This window comes from Micromonospora narathiwatensis (genome assembly GCF_900089605.1).
Lineage (GTDB): Bacteria > Actinomycetota > Actinomycetes > Mycobacteriales > Micromonosporaceae > Micromonospora > Micromonospora narathiwatensis.
Genome location: NZ_LT594324.1, coordinates 1,023,579 through 1,039,845, shown reverse-complemented (window position 1 = coordinate 1,039,845; position 16,267 = coordinate 1,023,579). Strand labels below are relative to the sequence as shown.

Genomic DNA, 16,267 nt, shown 5'->3' with positions numbered 1-16,267 from the left:
GCCGATGGATACCGCCCTGTACGCCATCTGCGCCCTCGCCGGCTGGACCGCATTCGGGTACATGCTGCGGCTCCAGCGCCGGCATCCCAGCCACGCGCGCGGCGCCATCTGCGTGGCCATCGCAGCCTTCGCCGTCGGGATCACGCTCGCCGTTCCACCCCTCGCGACCGCGATCGACCGTGCATCCGGTCTGCCCAACCTGGCCAAGCTCTTCTCCCATGCCTGCGCGATGACGATCGCCGCGAGTGCCGAGAGCATGCTGCTCCACCTGACGCTTCCACGGCGGAAGGCCGCCGCCCGGACCCGACGCTGGATACTGGTCACAAGCTGCGCCTTCCTCGCCATGGTCGGGCTGTTCGCCTACACGCTCACCTACGACACCCCGGTGCTCCTCACGGTCGAGTACGCCACTGACCCCGCGGTGACCGCGTACCTGCTGGTCTTCATTGCGCTCGGCTTCTTCGCTTACTGCATCGACATCTCCCGGCTGTGCTGGCGCTTCGCCCGGATCTGCGGACGCCCCTGGCTACGCCGAGGCCTTCGCGTCACGGCCGTCGGCGCCGCCTGCGCCCTGCTCTACAGCATCAACAAGATCGTGTACCTGATCGCCTACTGGAGCGGCCACCGGCCGACGGGCGAACGAGAGATCGCCTCGGTCCTGGTGACCATCAGCGCGCTGCTCATGATGGTCGGCCTCACCATGCCGGCGTGGGGTCCGATCCTCACGATCACACGACGCTGGGACGACTTCCGCTGCTACCGGCGGCTGGAACCGCTCTGGCGGGACCTCATCACCGCGCTGCCGGAGCTCGAACTCGATGTGAGCCTGCGCCGACACCTCACGGCCGTGCGGGACATCGACTACGCCCTGACCCGCCGCGTCGCCGAGATCCGGGACGCGCGACTCGCCCTGCGCCCGTACATGGATGCCAGGGTGACCGAGCTGGCCGAGCAGTTCGCCGAGCAGGCTGAGCTGACCGCAGAGGAGCAGCGAGCCGCGGTTGAGGCGGCCCACCTGGCCTGCGCTCTGCGTGCCCATCGCGCCGGCCGTGCCGTCGAACTCCCCCAGCCCGCAGACGAGCTGCATCGTCCCTCCGGCGGCTACGCCGGCGAGGTGTCCTGGCTGGCGCTCGTCTCCGGCGCCTACGCCCAATCACCCGTGGTGGCCCGGACGCTCACCGCGTCCCGACACCTCCCCGCCTCGCAGATCCCGCTCGGAGACGCCCGACGATGAAGGCTCGCTACGCCAACCTCGCTCGCATCCGCGCCCTCGACCCGGAGCGCGAGTACCTGGCCGTTTACCAGACGATGCTGCGATACGAGTTCCCATGGGACATGAAACTCGGGCTCAACCTCGCCTTCAACCGGTCGTTCTCGGTCCCGTCAATCGCCGCGGTGCACACCGCCACCGGCGAACTGACCGAGCGCACCCAGAAGCGGATCGACGACACGGGTCTCCTGATGTACGAAATGGTGCTGAACGGATTCGAGCAGCCGCGAGGCCGCGACGCGCTACGACGCGTCAACCAAATCCACCGCCCGTACGACATCAGCAACGACGACTACCTCTACGTCCTCGGCTGCCTGGTGGTGATCCCGACCCGGTGGCTGCAGCGCTACGGCTGGCGCCGCCCATGCTGCCACGAGCGGCAGGCCACCTACCTCTTCTACCGGGAGCTCGGTCGCCGGATGGGCATCACCGACATCCCCGGCTCCTACGGGGCGTTCGAGACCTGGTTCGATGCCCACGACGCTGCTCACCTGAAGCCGAACGACGACGCGGCGGCCATCGAACGGGCCACCCGCATGCTGATGCTCACCCGCATCCCAGGGCCGCTCACACCGCTGGGCAACGCGCTGGTCAGCGCCATGTACGACGAACGGCTGCGAGCCGCGATGCAGGTCGCTCCGCCCGCCTGGCCCGTCAGGGCTGGTCTGCACCTCGCGCTGAAGGTGCGTTCCCAGCTGCAGCGCTGGTTCGGCAGGCCGCGGACGACAGCGTTGTTCGCTGACGGGATCAAGACCAAGACCTACCCCGACGGGTACGAGATTAGCCAGCTCGGCCCGCAGCAGGATCCCCTGAGCAACCGAAGCAGGGCATGAGCGCCCCGCAGGAACTGCTGTCAACGGCGCGCCCGGGCAGCGAACCTCGTGCGCCGGCCCGGATTGGGTCGCTCCTGCTCATCCTCGCTGTAACGCCACCGTTGCGTTGGCTGGTCGTTCGACTGACCGTACCGGCGGGCCAGGCCAGCCGGCGTACCTGCGGTCGCTGCGGGGTTGAGGTAAGTCCGACCGGCCCTGGCTGGACCGCGCTGCTGCCGGGCGGTCGATGTGGCCGGTATCGGCATCGAGTTGGTGCCGTTCCGTACCTGCTGGAGCTCTGCGTCGCGGTAGCGGTGGTCATAGTCGTACTCGCCGCTCCAACGATCCCGGTGATGCTGGCTGGCCTGTGGTGGGCCGGATGTGCCGTGCCGCTCGCGTTCATCGACGCTCAGGTGCACCGCCTACCTGACGTGCTGACCCTCCCGGCTGCTGCTGGTGTGCTCGTCCTGCTCACGGTCGACGCGGCTGCCAGCGGGTCGTGGGACCGGCTGCTCAGTGCGGCGATCTGCGCGATCGTCAGCGCCCTGGTGTTCCTGAGCCTCGGACTGGTTCTGGGCAGTCGCGGTATGGGCCTCGGCGACACCAAGCTGCTTTTCTCGTTGACCGCCCTGCTGGGCTGGTGGGGCTGGGGCAGCGCGTTGGGAGGCGTGCTCTTGGGTTTCTTGGGCTCGGGTTTGGCGGGAGTGGTCCTCTTGGCAAGCAGGCGGGCACATCCCCAAACACAGATCCCGATGGGGCCGTTCCTCATCGCTGGGGCGCTCCTGATGTTCGCGCTATTGGCGCAGGCACCGTCGGCATAGCTGGCCGACCACGTAATCGCGCACGTCGTCGCGGGTCGCGTCGCCGTCCCACTTCGCGCGGTGGAGCAGGTGCTGCATGCCCGTGCGGGTGGCGTCGCCGACGCGTCGGCGAGATGCCAGCAGTTCTTGCGGCTTGGCTGGGTGTAGGTATCGCCGTCGTGCAGGATGCGCCAGGGCGAGAAGCTCCTGCCGGCCGGAGCTGACCAGCGGCTAGGCGGACCGATCTTGGTTGCGGTGCTGACCCACGAGGTCGGCCAGGTGGTTCAGGGCTCCGCTGGACAGGGCTCGCCCTGGTAAGGCAGCACGGCGAGGCACGGTTGGGGATCTTGGTCAATTGCCGTCTTGCCGGGGGCCTCACCCCTATCGATCTCCGGGCTTGCTGCACCAACCGACTAGCATGATCACGACGGAAAGCATCACTGACTCCACCGGTGGAGTTCCGCAGGAAGAAGTGCGACATGTGGTCGGATGGCAGCGATAGAGGCGTGCTTCCTGGACGGACCGGCCAACGGGATGATGCCAAGCCGGGCTCCATGGTCGACGGCGATCAATAAAGCTGCAAGCCCGAGGTTGAGATGGGCCTCTTCGGTCTGAGTTGGCACTGCCACACGTCCAGGTACCGTACGCGGAAGCCTGCCTCGAAGTACGCCAAGTACAGCGCCCATACCCGGATGAACCGTTCGTCGAAGCCCAGCTTTTGAACGTCTTCCAGTCGGGCGCAGAACTGGTGGCGCCAATCCCGAAGCGTCCGAGCATACGACGAGGATAAGCGACGGGTTTCTGTGAGTTCCAGTCCGGTGTGCCGCTGGAGGATCCGGTCGATCTCCTCGATGCTGGTCAGCTCCCCACCCGGGAAAATATACCGGTCGACCCACGAGTAATTGCCGATTGACCGCTTCATCCGCCCGTCGGGGAAGGTAATTACCTGAAGGGCGATTGTGCCGTCTGATGCCAACAGGGAACCGAGTTTACGGAAGAAACCCACCCAGTATGCAGAGCCAACCGCCTCGATCATCTCGACCGACGTTATAGAGTCATATTCTCCGGAATGGTCGCGATAGTCCTCTAGCAAGACGCTAGCCGCACCGAACCCTGTAGCGCCGCCGAACCTGCTCAAACAGTACTCGTACTGCCGGCGGGACACCGTGATCCCGGTGCTCTCTGCCCCTCGCGCCGCAGCCTCCGCTAGGAGACTGCCCCACCCGCAACCCACGTCGAGAAGGCGACACCCTGACCGCACCTCCGCAAGGTCTAAAAGTCCGTTAATCTTGTGGAGTTGAGCCGCTTCAAGGCTGTTTGCCCGCCTGAAGTCGGCACAGGAATAGGTGAGGCCGGGATCGAGGAACAGGCGGAAAAATTCGGGAGGCAGATCGTAGTGCAAGGCAACGTTGCGCCGTGATCCATCTTTCGTATTGGTCACGGCTCTAGGCAATCGCCAACGCCATCCTAGTCGGCCGGCAAAGGATGCGGCCGGTTCCCGGGCCGCCAGTTTGTCCGCATACACTGCCAGCCAGTCGACCACCTCATCCGTTTCTTCCCTTAGGGACCCTGTGCCGTCGCCGCCCCGCCATGATCCTTCAATGAAAGCCTCCCCAAATCCTAGCGTCCCGGCATGTAGTAACCTGGCCGCGAAATCGCCGGGATCAGTCACGGTAATGCTGGGCAGATCTTCGCGCCGCTGCCCGGCAGACCCGTAGACGAGGCTCTGCCGAGAGCGGTCGAGTGTAGCCACGAAGGCCTTGATTACGAGCCTCTGCAAAACGGGGCTAAGCGGACGAACGCGCAAATGCGCCCAATCTGAGTGCAGGGTGATAACGTCTTCGCGTCGTAGCGCTTCCAAGAAACTCGTCCTCCCGTCATGACGATCCGCCGGTGAGTGTGCGGGTGAGCTGGATGATGGCGTAGACGCCCGGGGCTACTTTGAGGAGGCCGAGCGGCAGGTTGCTGATGGGTAGGGCCGGCCAGCTATCGAGGTCCCTCGCCGCCAGAATGATGTTCACCTCGCGCCTCGTGGCTACCGAGTGGGATCGCGAGCGTCCGTTGCGGATCGGCCGGCGCTGGCGGGTGCGCTGCTCGCGGGATGCCTCGGCTTTGTCCAGCCCACGCGCCACAGACTTCCGCACGGACGAACGGACGCCCTGATGCACTTTGCCTACGTCGTTCAGGGTGAGGATCACGAGGGTGAGATCGGTGAGGACACCGAGCGTGGCGAACGCCCCGGCAACGGTCCGGTTGAAGGAGCCTGTCTGCAACATGTCGAAGACGGCGATCATCGAGATCGCGAAGTTAATTGTCGAGGCGTAGCTGAGCATGATCAGTGCGATCGCCGGTGACCAGCCGAAGCTCCTATCTCGCCAGCGTGGGACGTACCGCACCCGGAACGCCAGGGACTTGCGTCTCGATCGGCTCAGCAAGTGCCGACCTACCAGGGCGTACAGCCAGGCGCTAGCCAGGGCGTAGTGCACTCCGATGGTGCCGACCAAGATACAGTGCACTGCCAACACGGGATGTTGGCGATAATCGGCCCACCAGTGGTCTCGGAGCATTTCCTCGGGGACAGCCGGACTGGCCAGAGCCTGGAAGATCCCGCCGGATTCAAGGTTTCGCGTGTAGAGCCAGACCGTCATCATCGCCGAAACGGCGAACAGGACACAGCTCTTCCATCCCCTAGGCAGAAGCTGGTGAAGCCACTGCCGCAGGACCTGATACTTGGCGGCGGTGTCGGCGTCATCGGGCAGCAGGCCGGTGCGCTGAAGGTCTGGGACCAGACTTTCCAACCTGCGCAGGATAGTCAGGTAGGCGATGGCAGCGAACGGCGCCGTCAGCGAAAGGATGACGGTGGGTATGTCGACCAGGAAAGCGACGCTGCGGCAGTTCGGGGGCTCACCTTGGCGCAGCAGGAGGGAGCCCAGGAACGCTCGGAACCCCTGGCAGCCGCTTTCTCTAGCCACCCCAAAAGCGGCGGTTAACGCCATCGTTAGTGCGAAGACCAGCAACGGCCAGGCAGCCAATCGGACGTTGTCGAGGCCGCGCTTCGATCCTCTGGTTGGGAGAATAGCATCGATGACAGTGACGACTCGGCGCGCTAGCGTCGTCACGCTAAAGACCCAAGGCACGCAGGACGGCTGCAGGCCGTTCGACAATTAGCATGTGGCCGGCATCGTCGACCCATGCTATGCGGGCCGATGGATTCACCTGGCTTAATTCCTCAGCGTCCCATCGGGTGACCATCCGGTCTTTTTGGCCGAACACCGCCACGAGAGGAACCCGGATGCTTCCCCATGTCGTGACGGCATCATACGCCGGGCCGTTTCTCGCGGTTAGCACAACTCCTCGCGGGTTGAGCTGGGACAGCATCACCTCGGCTATCTGCCGACGAAGCTTCGTCGGCTTGGCAACGAAGGGAGCAATCACCACGCGCGGGCCGAGGACGGCTGCGGCGGTCCTGACCATCATGGTGCCCGTCCGGCCCATTAGACACAGCAACCAGTAGCTATTCCAGAGGAGCGCGGTTCCTGGATTGCGGAAGATGTTTCGAATGGGCCGCTTAATGGTGTTAAGAATTGCAAAGTAGGATCCGGCAGCAACGTGGACCGAAGTCGCATGCTCATGGAACCTCGCCGCCATATCAAGGGCGAGAAACCCGCCCATAGAATGCCCGATGAGCCTTACTCTTAGGAAACCCAAAGTGGTCATCTCCGAGATGAGCATGTCACCGACTTCAGGAATCCACATGGTATCGAGGCGATTCTCGGACTTTCCGAAGCAGGGCAGATCCACGAGCACTAGGTTGCCTAGGTCAACACCCAACTCAGCGGCACACTGCAGCATGGGAGTCCAGGTGGTCGCGTCGGATGCAACACCATGTAGGAGGAGGCTGCCGGCCTCGTCGTCGTTCTGGCGGCGAACGAAAAAGGCGACAGTGCCATAGATCGTCTGCGCCAGGTGCTCCCGGAAACCCAACTCCTGAAGCCGTGAGTTCACTTCTCTCGGGCTGTAGGTGTCGCTCGCACACGAGGTCATTCGGTCCGCCAAGTTACTGATAGTGCCGGGAAGGGTGCCGCGTCGGTGACGCACCGTAATATCTAGCACCGCCGGTTAGGCGATTGCTCTGCCTGCGGCACCGGGAGTTGCTTGGACTGAACGGATCATGAAGTCGCCTCAGGCTAGGGTGTTCCTGAGCCACCCGCAGTCTTAAATCCGACACCGACCGACGCAGCTGCAGAGGTTTGAAAGGTCAGGGGCTCATTGGCCGTCGGATCGCGGCGACCTGCCGGCTCCAGGTGGTGACGGGAACGACCTTGACGACATCACCGCTCCTCGGCGCATGGATCAGGTACTGGCTGCCACGACGGTCGGCGCCGATGTACATACCGACGTGCCCGGGCCGCGACGTGGTGCCGTCAGAGCCGGGTATGAAGATCAGGTCTCCAGGCCGCATCGCCGCAAGAGTAGTGACGGCGACGCCGGTGTGAACCTGGTCGGCGGTGACCCTCGGGATCTTCACGCCACCGTTGGCCCACGCCGCCATCATCAACCCCGAGCAGTCGTAACTGTCTGGTCCCTCAGCGCCCCACACGTACGGCTTACCCCGTTGAGCGAGTGCGAAGGAGACGACGGCCCGCAGCTGCGGGTCCGTGGGCAGGGTGAAGCCGTCGGGCAGGCCCGCCTCGTCCAGAGGCGGGAGTCCGTCGCCGCCGTCGCTGGTGCAGACGATGTTCAAGCCGTCACCGATCAGCCCGACGAGTTGCTGCGCCTCGGGTTGCCACTTTGCGTAAGCGTTGGGGTACGCCGATCTCTGCACGGCCTGCGCGACCTGGGTGAGCGGCATGTTCTGCCAGCCGTCGACCTTGACCAGGTGCTCGTAGAACCTCCGGGACGCGTAGCGGGGGTCGAGGATCTGCTCCGGGGTGCCCCAGCCCTGGCTGGGTCGCTGCTGGAACAGCCCGAGGGAGTCGTGGTCGTTGTCCACGCCCAGGTGGCCGAGATTGCGCAGTGTTGACTCCTGCATCGCGGTCGCCACGGCTATCTCCCAGCCGTAGCGGGGCACTCCCATCTCGGCGCCGACGGACACGATGACTGCGGCGTTGCCGACCTGCTCGGCGTTCCACGGACCCTGGCCGCTCCACCCCGGCGTGGAGCTGGCCGATGCGGTGGGCGGGCTGACGGTGCACGCCGTCGCCGGGTTGGCTCCGAGCACTACGAGGCCGACGAGCACTACCAGCGCCAGCGGCGCGAGCACCACGACGGCGATGCCCCCGACCAGAAGGGGCCACAGACGAGTCACCGCAGCCCTGCCTGGCGGATCTCGTAGTCGGTGACCCGCCACCCGGGCCCGTCGGGGCCGCCACGGTGCAGGACGCAGTCGGCGACGCTGTGCTCGGTCCAACCCCGCCACCCGTCCTCGCCGATCGCGGTGGCGGTCACGCGGACCGCGCGCCGGGCAGTGATCGCCGTGTCCGGCGGCAGCTGAGCGTCGACGAAAGGCTCCACGAGCGCGTCAAGGTAGGCACGGTGGGCAGACCAGGCCAGCCATCGGCCGTCGCGCTCTGCGGCCGCGCTCTGCCCGGCCAACGTCCCGCTGGCGAAGCGGACGGCCCGCCGGAAGGCGTCGCCAGGCCCAGCATCGCTACGGGTATCGGCGCCGTACAGGGCTGCCACGAACCGGCGGCATACCTCCTCGGGATCGGCGTAGGCGAACCCGGGCTGCGCTGGCGGCCGTACCGGTGCAGCCATGCTGGCCGGCGCCGCGGTGGACGTGGCCCTGGTGGTGCTCGGCGTGGCCGGTGCGGTCTCGCCGCTGGCAGCACAGCCGGCAACGGCCAGCGAGAGCGTCAGGGCGACTGCTGCTTGAGGTCGCGCGTTCATGGCCACGACCGTTGCGGCTTCCCAGGGCCGTTACCGCTGCCGGCTACCGCTGGTAGCAGCGGTAGCGGTAGCGGCTACACCAACGTCAACGCTGCCGTCAGCCCCGCCTCGTCAAGGTCCCTGGCAGATGCGCCCAACCGGGGCATCGTGACCTTTAGGAGACTGCTGTGCTTGCTCACTACCTCGCCGGGGCCGCGATCGAACTCGTGGCCGCGCCCACGCCCCCGCCGGCCGCACCGCCCGGCCTGGAGGCCGCCGGGGACCTGTTCATCGGCTGGATGAAGTGGATCCTCATCGTCGCGGGCGTCGGCGGCCTGCTCGTCTGCGGGATCATGATGGCCGTCGGGCGCCGTAACCGGTCGGCGTTCGCCGCCGACGGCGCGGCGGGCATCCCCTGGGTGCTGGCCGGACTGACCTGCGGCGCGGTCGCGGCGGTCGTCGTCGGCGCGGTCCTGCCGGGCTGAGTCATGACCTACGACGTCATCACCCGAGCGCGGCGCACCACGCGTCGCCGTATCCTCGCCATTTGTTTGGCCGCCGCGACGGTGGCGGGGGCCGTGACCGTGGCGGTCGTGTTCGGTACGGGTCCGACCCGACCCGTCACCACGCAGGGTCGCCCGGCTGCACCGGCTGGTCCGGACACCGCCGCCGGCGCTGCCGGCGGCGCCAGCGCCGGCCTGCCCCACGACCTCGATTGGTCCGATGTCGCCGGAGTAGCGGTGCCCGTTTCGGACCAGTCGGGCCCCTGTCTCACCGAGAAGGGCCTGGCTCGTGGGTTCGCACACGACCGCGCCGGTGCGGTCCTCGCCAGCGTCCACATCGTCGTGCGCGTCAACCCGCAGGTCGGACCCGCAGTCTTCGAACCGGCGTTGCGTACCCAGGTAGTTGGGCCGGACGCGCCCGCGCTGCGGGTCCAGGTCGCGCAGGCGTACGACGAGCTTCGCCTTCGGGCAGGAGTGGCGTACGGGCAGCCCATCGGCACCCTGTACGCCACCCTGCGGGGCTACCGGATTCTCAGCTACACCGAGGGCGAGGCGGCCCTGTGCCTGCTGATAGAAGCCCCCGGTGCCTCCGGGGTCCCGGTCATGGTCAGCACCGAGGTACATCTGCGCTGGACCGGGTCGGACTGGGCGTTACTCGCACCAACCGGCGGCACGTTCGACCAAGCCGTCACCGCAGCGTCCGCCGCTGGCATCGCCACGTTTCTCCCCTTCACCGCAGGCGGGTGATCCTCGTGCCGTTCTGTAATCCGTTCGTCCCTACCACCTGCGCCGGCGTCATCGCCGACGGCATCAACGCCCCCGGGGCGGTCCGTGACTCGCTGGTCAACACGGTCCTCGACGGCCTGGCCAGCGCCGTTAAGGAGGCCATCGAATGGGTCGCCCGGCTGCTGACCAGCTGGACGCTCATCCCGTCCAACAGCCTGTGCCCGACCACCGGCTCCGATCCGGGGCGGTGGGCCTCGGACTGGGTCGCCCAGTGCAACGACGCTGGCGGGCCGGCTCAGCAGCTGCGCGGCTTCATGCTGCCGGTCACGATTCTGCTGCTGGTCTGTGGCCTGATCGGGCAGGGCATCACCATCGTGATCACTCGCAAGGGCGAACCGCTGCTGCAGGCGGTGCGCGGTATCTGGAACACGGCGCTGTGGGGCAGCGTCGGTGTGGCCGGCACCCACCTGGTCCTCAAGGTCGGTGACAGCTACTCCATGTGGCTGCTCAACGAGGCGATCTTCAAGGACTCGAACAAACCACCCAACGAGACGATGAGCGCGGCGCTCGGCGGGCTGCTGCTGCCCGGCGCCGCGATCGCACCTTTCGTGATGATCCTGGTGGGCATCGTCGTCATCCTCGCCGCCGTGGTCCAGACCATCCTGATGGTCTTCCGCGAAGGCTCGGTGATCGTCCTGGCGGGGCTGCTGCAGCTGGCCGCTGCAGGAACCGTCACCCGGGGCACCAGCCAAATGTTCCAGAAGACCCTCGGCTGGTCCCTGGCCCTCGCCCTCTACAAGCCGGCGGCGGTGTCGGTGTACGCCACCTCGTTCGTGATGATGCGCGGTAACGGCCGGGACTGGCTGATGGGCCTCGGCATGCTGGCCCTGTCGATCATCGCTTTGCCGGCGCTGATGAAGTTCTTCACGATCTTCACCGGCAGCGTCGCCTCCGGCGGCGGGGGCTTGGGCATGGCCGGGGCCGGCGCGGCCGCCGGGCTGCACGCGGCGTCGTCGGTGCGCGGGGCGATCGGCGGTCACAGCGCCGGCGACCACGCCCGCTACATGGACTCCCAGGGACCCGGTAGCGGCGGTGGTTCCTCTGGTAGCGGCCCGACCGGTGCGATGCCGACCCCGACGATGCCGCCCCCGACGGGCGGCTCGGGAAGCGCTACCGGCAACGCCCCGAAGGTCGCCAACGGCAGCGCCACCGCGGGTGGCCCGGCGGGGCCCGTAGCGCCGACCACCACCGTGCCGGCCGGCACCGGAGCCACCGGGTCCGCCGGGGCGGCGGCCGGTGGGGCTGGAGTCGGCGGCGCTGCGGCCGGCGGCGGGACGGCGGCCGCCGGGGCTGCGACCGGGCCGGCGGCACCCGTGGTCATCGGTGCCGCGCTGGTCGCCCAGGCCGGGGTGACGGCGGCGAAGGCCGGCGCGAACACCGCCAGCTCCGCGATGCAGGAGGGGAGCTCGCCGTCGTGAGCAGCGACCAGGCACAGGTACGCACCTTCGGTGGCTGGCGGCGAGCGCGCGGCATGGGACTGTTCGGCCTCGGACCGGCGCAGACCTTCGTCGTCCTCGCCGCGATCACCGTACTGATCATCTCCGGGTCGATGGGACTACAGGCGCTCGCCGTGTCCGCCGGACCGTGTGTGCTGCTCGTGGCCCTGCTGGTCGTGCGCTGGGACGGAGTTCCCCTGTCGGCGGGCATCGCGCAGCGGGTGCGGTGGCTGATCGGCACCAGCCGTGGTTACACCTCCTACCGCTCCGGCGTGATGGTGACCGGCGAGCACGCCTGGCAGCTGCCGGGCGTGCTCGCGCCCACCACCCTGCTGACCGTCGATGACGACAGCGGCGGCTACGGGGTGGTCTACAACCAGCGGCTCGGCACCATGACCGTGACGCTGCGGTGCGCGGCCACCTCGACCTGGCTGGCCGACCCGGACGCCAGCGCGGCGTGGGTGGCCAACTGGGGCGGCTGGCTGGCCAACCTGGGCTACCTGCCGATCGTCGACCACGTCACGGTCACCGTGGACACCGCACCCGATCCCGGGTCACGGCTGGCCGACCACGTCAGCCGGCGAATCGTGCCCCACGGGCCGGCCTCGGCGCGGCGGGTGCTGCAACGGCTGGTGGAGGTGTCCCCCGCAGCCGCCGCCGACGTGGAGACCCGGGTGTCGGTGACCTTCAAACCCGGCGCCTCACCCAGCAAGCCCAAGAACCTCGACGAGGCGCTAGACGAGATCAGCCGGGCTCTGCCCGGCCTGCAGGACTCGCTGGGCAGCTGCGGCCTGACCGTCCTCGGCCGGGCCAGCGCGGACAACATCTCGGCCATCGTCCGCACCGCCTTCGACCCGGCCAGCCGGGGCGACGTGGCCCGGCTGGCCGCGACCCCCGACCTCGACCTGAGCCGGTGGGTCGACTGGGAAACCGCCGGGCCGGTCATGGCCGAGGAGCACCTCGACCGGTACGTACACGACTCCGGCACGTCGGTGTCGTGGGCCTGGCACGAGGCACCGCGCCAGCACGTGCACGCCGACGTCCTGGCCCGCCTACTCGCCCCCGGCCCGTACCCGAAGCGGGTGTCGCTGCTCTACCGGCCATTCCCCGCCGGGGAGGCCGCGCGGATCGTCGAAAGCGAGGTCAACGCCGCCGCGTTCCGCGCGGCCTACAACCGAGCGCAGAAACGCGACGAGTCCGCCCGCGACCACGCCGACCGAGAACGAGCACTGCAGACCGCCCGAGAGGAAGCGACCGGCGCCGGGGTGGGCCTGATGTCGCTGTTCGTCACCACCACCGTCCTCACCGCCGAGGACCTGGGCCGGGCCATCGCCGACGTCGAGTCCCGCGCCGACGTGGCCAAGATCCGGCTGCGGCAGCTGCGCGCCAGTCAGGCCGCTGGCTTCGCGACCACCCTGCCCTGCGGCGTCTGCCCGCCGCAGCTGGCCCGCCACTGGCCCCGCTGAGCCGGTGATCAGGAGGAACCGATGAAGACAACCGCCGTCGACACGGCCCGGCTGGCGCCGGCATGGGGTGTACGCGCCCCCGGCACCGGCCGAGCCAGCCACATCGCCCCCAGCATGGAATACCAGGGCACCACCGTCCAGCTCTGCGGCCTCTACCCGTTCGTCGCCGGCTCCGGAGCACCCACCATCGGAGTGCCAATCGGCCGGCACATGCTGTGGGGCGAAGTCGTCTGCCTCGACCCACTCGAATGGCTACGCGAAGGACTGATCACCAACCCGGGCGTGTTCGTCCTCGGCCAGCCCGGCGTCGGCAAGTCCACCGTGGTCAAACGGCTCATCACCGGCATGACCGGGTTCGGCACCAGCGCCCTCATCCTCGGCGACACCAAGCCCGACTACACCCGCCTCGTCGAACACCTTGGCGGGCAGGTCATCCGGATCGGCCGGGGCCTGGACCGACTCAACCCGCTGGACTCCGGCCCGCTGGGCAGCGCGCTCGCCCGAATGGGCAGCGCCGACGCCCGGCAGCTACGCCTGGAAATCCGGGGCCGGCGCATGTCCCTGCTGCTGGCCCTGTGCGCCCTGGTACGCGGGCAGCCGCTGAACAACACCGAGGAGATCATCCTGGGCCGCGCGATCGACGTACTCGCCGAACGGCTCGACCAGGATCCAACCGTGCCCGACGTACTGCGCCTGGTCGAAGCCGGCGCCGACGAGCTCCTGACCGCGGCCCGGGCCCGCACCGACGGCGAGTACCGCCGCCGCGTCGACCAGCTCGTGCCGACCCTGGCGCTGCTGTGCGAGGGCAGCCTGCGCGGAGTCTTCGACGGCCCGACGACCAGGCCGCTGGACCTCGATGCCCCCGCCGTGAGCGTCGACATCTCCCAGGTCGCCGCCGCCGGTGACCAGCTGGTGGCCGCCGCGATGCTGTGCACCTGGGCGTACGGCTTCGGCATGGTCGACGCCGCATCGGTGCTGGCCGACCAGGGCTTGGCGCCGCGCCGGCAGTACCTCGGCGTGATGGACGAGCTGTGGCGGGCCCTGCGCGGCGCGTCCGGCCTGGTCGAGCACGCCGACGCGCTCACCCGGCTCAACCGACAGCGAGGCATGGCCAGCGTGATGGTCACCCACTCCCTGGCCGACCTCGACGCACTACCTACGCCCGAGGACCGGGCCAAAGCGCAGGGATTCATCGAACGGTCCGCCATCAAGATCCTCGCCGGGCTGCCGCCTCGGGAGCTGACCCGGGTCAACGAGGTGATCAAACTGTCCGGGCCGGAGCGGGAACTGGTGGCGTCCTGGGCCGCGCCGGAAGCATGGTTCGCCGGCTCTGTGCATCCGGGCCGGGGCAAGTACCTGATCAAGACCGGTGAACGCAACGGGCTGCCGGTGGCACTGACCCTGGTCGGCGACGAGTGGGAGCTCTACGACACCGACACCGCGATCCGGCAGGCCCAGCCGTGAACACCCGGCCCGTCGAACCGCGCGGCACCGCCGGCGGCCCCCTCACCCCATTCCTGGCGCTCGGGCTGGTCTGGGCGGTCGTCGCCCTGATGTGGCTGTCCTGGCTGGCCGGCCAGATCACCGCCACTGTGACCGGGCAACCGGCCGGGCCGGGCTTCGGCTCGCTGTACCTTGATCGGCTGCTGCGCGCCGACTGGCCGGCGCTGTGGCCCGGGGTGTCCCCGACCGCCGTCGGGGTCGTCTACGCCGTACTGCTGCTGATCCTGGTCGGCCTGGTCACCCTCGCCGCCACCTGGTGGCAGGGGCGCAAGCCCGACGCCGAGGATCCGCTGCCGTCGCTGGCCGGCCCGGCCGACGTACGACCGATGACCCTGCCCGCCGTGGCGGCCAAGGCCCGGCGGTTGCGTCGCGGCCTGGCGAAGCTGCCGGTCAAGGACATCCCGGCCGCGTCGATCGGCGTGGTCCTCGGCGAACACCGGCGACGCCGCGGCTCCGGTCCCCGGCTCTACTCCTCCTGGGAGGACGTCATCCTCGCAGTGATGGCTCCACGCGCCGGCAAAACGACCGCACTGGCCGTGCAGTCCATCCTCAACGCCCCCGGGGCGGCCCTGGCCACCAGCAACAAGCCCGACCTGTGGGCCACCACGGCGGCCGCCCGGGCCGAGCACGGCACCGCGTGGGTGTTCGACCCGCAATCCATCGCCCACGTGCCGCAGCGCTGGTGGTGGAACCCACTCGCCGCCGTCGAAGACGTCGAGGACGCCCACCGGCTGGCCAACCACTTCGTCCAGCAGGTCCGCAACTCCCAGGGCAGCGACGACTTCTGGATCCAGGGAGCATTGGACCTGCTCACCTCGCTCATCCTGGCCGCAGCCCTGGAGGGCCGCACGCTGGCCACAGTGCAGGCGTGGCTATCGGACTCCACCTCCCGCGAACCGGCGACGATCCTCAAGAACCACGGGTTCGGCGCCTCCGCCCGGGCCATGTCCGGCCGCCAAGCCGGCGCACCGGAGACCCGCGAAGGGCTCTACGAGACCGCACGCACCGCCGCAGCATGCCTGGCCAACCCGACCATCATGGCCTGGGTCACGCCACCGGACCTACCGCTACCCGCCCTGGACGTCGAGGCGTTCGTCGAGAGCACCGACACCCTCTACCTGATGTCCAAAGACGGCGCGGGTGCGGCCGCCCCGCTGGTCGCCGGCCTCACCGACCAGGTGCTACGCGCCGCCGTGGCGGCCGCCGAGGCGCACGGCGGCCGGCTCGACCCGCCGCTGATCGCCTGCCTCGACGAGGCCGCGAACATCTGCAAAATCGCGGACCTACCAGAGCTGTACAGCCACTTCGGCAGCCGAGCGATCATCCCGCTGACCATCCTGCAGTCCTACCGCCAAGGCACACGCGTCTGGGGCGAACAGGGCATGGACGCGCTCTGGTCGGCGGCCACGGTCAAGCTGGTCGGCGCCGGCATCGACGACGCCCGCTTCGCCGAGGACCTGTCCCGGCTCGTCGGCGAGCACGACGTCACCGTCGCCTCCCACTCGCGCGACGGACGGGGACACACCTCGTACCAGACCTCGGTGCGCCGACAGCGCATCCTCGACCCCGCACACATCCGGGCGCTACCGAAGGGCTCGGCACTGCTCTTCGCCACCGGCGTCAAAGTGGCCATGCTCAACCTGCTGCCCTGGTACGACGAACCGCTCGCAGAGCAGCTCACAACGGCCGTCGCTGCTTCCACCGCCGAGATGACCCGCCAGGCGCAGCGCACCCGCGCCGCGCGCCGGGAACGCATGACGCAGCGCTCCTGGCGCGGATCTGCCGGCTGAAGCTAGCTTGGATATCAGGGGTAGGCCATGGGC

General features: G+C 68.5%; 14 protein-coding genes and 1 pseudogene. 9 read left to right on the top strand and 6 right to left on the bottom strand.

Annotated features, from left to right (window positions below; translation table 11 throughout):
• The first annotated feature begins 4 nt into the window (after positions 1 to 4).
• The 3 genes from GA0070621_RS04750 to GA0070621_RS31230 are packed head-to-tail and all read left to right on the top strand — an operon-like array spanning position 5 to position 2,903.
• Entirely contained in the window at positions 5 to 1,234 is a 1,230-nt protein-coding gene (locus GA0070621_RS04750) for an MAB_1171c family putative transporter (RefSeq protein ID WP_091191893.1), read from the top strand.
• Positions 1,231 to 2,103, top strand: coding sequence for an oxygenase MpaB family protein (locus GA0070621_RS04745; RefSeq protein ID WP_091191891.1), 873 nt, complete (start codon positions 1,231 to 1,233; stop codon positions 2,101 to 2,103). The genes GA0070621_RS04750 and GA0070621_RS04745 overlap by 4 nt, the downstream gene beginning before the upstream one ends.
• Complete coding sequence (locus tag GA0070621_RS31230; protein ID WP_091191889.1) at positions 2,100 to 2,903, top strand: prepilin peptidase; 804 nt, start codon at positions 2,100 to 2,102, stop codon at positions 2,901 to 2,903. The genes GA0070621_RS04745 and GA0070621_RS31230 overlap by 4 nt, the downstream gene beginning before the upstream one ends.
• Here GA0070621_RS31230 and GA0070621_RS30660 read toward each other — a convergent pair.
• The 6 genes and pseudogenes from GA0070621_RS30660 to GA0070621_RS29360 all read right to left on the bottom strand — a co-directional run.
• Positions 2,901 to 3,034: pseudogene (locus GA0070621_RS30660) on the bottom strand (IS701 family transposase); the annotation flags it as partial. The gene GA0070621_RS31230 and the pseudogene GA0070621_RS30660 sit on opposite strands and share 3 nt — an antisense overlap.
• A 416-nt stretch (positions 3,035 to 3,450) precedes the next feature.
• On the bottom strand, positions 3,451 to 4,635 hold the full coding sequence (locus tag GA0070621_RS04735) for a class I SAM-dependent methyltransferase (RefSeq protein WP_157739826.1): 1,185 nt from the start codon (positions 4,633 to 4,635) through the stop codon (positions 3,451 to 3,453).
• 124 nt (positions 4,636 to 4,759) lie between these two features.
• On the bottom strand, positions 4,760 to 6,001 hold the full coding sequence (locus tag GA0070621_RS04730) for a hypothetical protein (protein WP_157739825.1): 1,242 nt from the start codon (positions 5,999 to 6,001) through the stop codon (positions 4,760 to 4,762).
• 1 nt (position 6,002) lies between these two features.
• Positions 6,003 to 6,938 carry an alpha/beta fold hydrolase gene (locus tag GA0070621_RS04725; protein WP_157739823.1) on the bottom strand — a complete coding sequence of 312 codons (936 nt, stop codon included), beginning with the start codon at positions 6,936 to 6,938 and terminating at the stop codon, positions 6,003 to 6,005.
• A 202-nt stretch (positions 6,939 to 7,140) separates the two neighbouring features.
• Positions 7,141 to 8,148, bottom strand: a complete 1,008-nt coding sequence (locus tag GA0070621_RS04720; RefSeq protein WP_157739821.1) for a C40 family peptidase — start codon at positions 8,146 to 8,148, stop codon at positions 7,141 to 7,143.
• A 38-nt stretch (positions 8,149 to 8,186) separates the two neighbouring features.
• Positions 8,187 to 8,771, bottom strand: coding sequence for a hypothetical protein (locus GA0070621_RS29360; protein ID WP_157739819.1), 585 nt, complete (start codon positions 8,769 to 8,771; stop codon positions 8,187 to 8,189).
• Between the two features lie 167 nt (positions 8,772 to 8,938).
• On the opposite strand from GA0070621_RS29360, the gene GA0070621_RS04710 reads away from it, so the two are divergent.
• From GA0070621_RS04710 to GA0070621_RS04685, 6 genes are read left to right on the top strand one after another with little or no spacing between them, the layout of a single operon-like run.
• Complete coding sequence (locus tag GA0070621_RS04710) at positions 8,939 to 9,235, top strand: hypothetical protein (RefSeq protein ID WP_091191878.1); 297 nt, start codon at positions 8,939 to 8,941, stop codon at positions 9,233 to 9,235.
• Positions 9,236 to 9,238: 3 nt separating this feature from the next.
• Positions 9,239 to 10,000, top strand: a complete 762-nt coding sequence (locus GA0070621_RS04705; RefSeq protein ID WP_091191877.1) for a hypothetical protein — start codon at positions 9,239 to 9,241, stop codon at positions 9,998 to 10,000.
• On the top strand, positions 9,997 to 11,457 hold the full coding sequence (locus tag GA0070621_RS04700; protein WP_091191875.1) for a hypothetical protein: 1,461 nt from the start codon (positions 9,997 to 9,999) through the stop codon (positions 11,455 to 11,457). The genes GA0070621_RS04705 and GA0070621_RS04700 overlap by 4 nt, the downstream gene beginning before the upstream one ends.
• On the top strand, positions 11,454 to 12,941 hold the full coding sequence (locus GA0070621_RS04695) for an SCO6880 family protein (protein WP_091191874.1): 1,488 nt from the start codon (positions 11,454 to 11,456) through the stop codon (positions 12,939 to 12,941). Before GA0070621_RS04700 ends, GA0070621_RS04695 begins: the two co-directional genes overlap by 4 nt.
• A gap of 21 nt (positions 12,942 to 12,962) precedes the next feature.
• Positions 12,963 to 14,405, top strand: a complete 1,443-nt coding sequence (locus GA0070621_RS04690) for a hypothetical protein (RefSeq protein WP_091191872.1) — start codon at positions 12,963 to 12,965, stop codon at positions 14,403 to 14,405.
• Positions 14,402 to 16,234: a type IV secretory system conjugative DNA transfer family protein gene (locus GA0070621_RS04685; protein ID WP_167666588.1), complete on the top strand. Its 1,833-nt coding sequence runs from the start codon at positions 14,402 to 14,404 to the stop codon at positions 16,232 to 16,234. The genes GA0070621_RS04690 and GA0070621_RS04685 overlap by 4 nt, the downstream gene beginning before the upstream one ends.
• The last annotated feature ends 33 nt before the right edge of the window (positions 16,235 to 16,267 follow it).

What these genes read in the sequence shown, in the direction of transcription:
- GA0070621_RS04750 (WP_091191893.1), top strand. Translation starts at nt 5, where the DNA reads ATGGATACCGCCCTGTACGCCATCTGCGCCCTCGCCGGCTGGACCGCA.
- GA0070621_RS04745 (WP_091191891.1), top strand. Translation starts at nt 1,231, where the DNA reads ATGAAGGCTCGCTACGCCAACCTCGCTCGCATCCGCGCCCTCGACCCG.
- GA0070621_RS31230 (WP_091191889.1), top strand. Translation starts at nt 2,100, where the DNA reads ATGAGCGCCCCGCAGGAACTGCTGTCAACGGCGCGCCCGGGCAGCGAA.
- GA0070621_RS29360 (WP_157739819.1), bottom strand. Translation starts at nt 8,771, where the DNA reads ATGAACGCGCGACCTCAAGCAGCAGTCGCCCTGACGCTCTCGCTGGCC.
- GA0070621_RS04705 (WP_091191877.1), top strand. Translation starts at nt 9,239, where the DNA reads ATGACCTACGACGTCATCACCCGAGCGCGGCGCACCACGCGTCGCCGT.
- GA0070621_RS04690 (WP_091191872.1), top strand. Translation starts at nt 12,963, where the DNA reads ATGAAGACAACCGCCGTCGACACGGCCCGGCTGGCGCCGGCATGGGGT.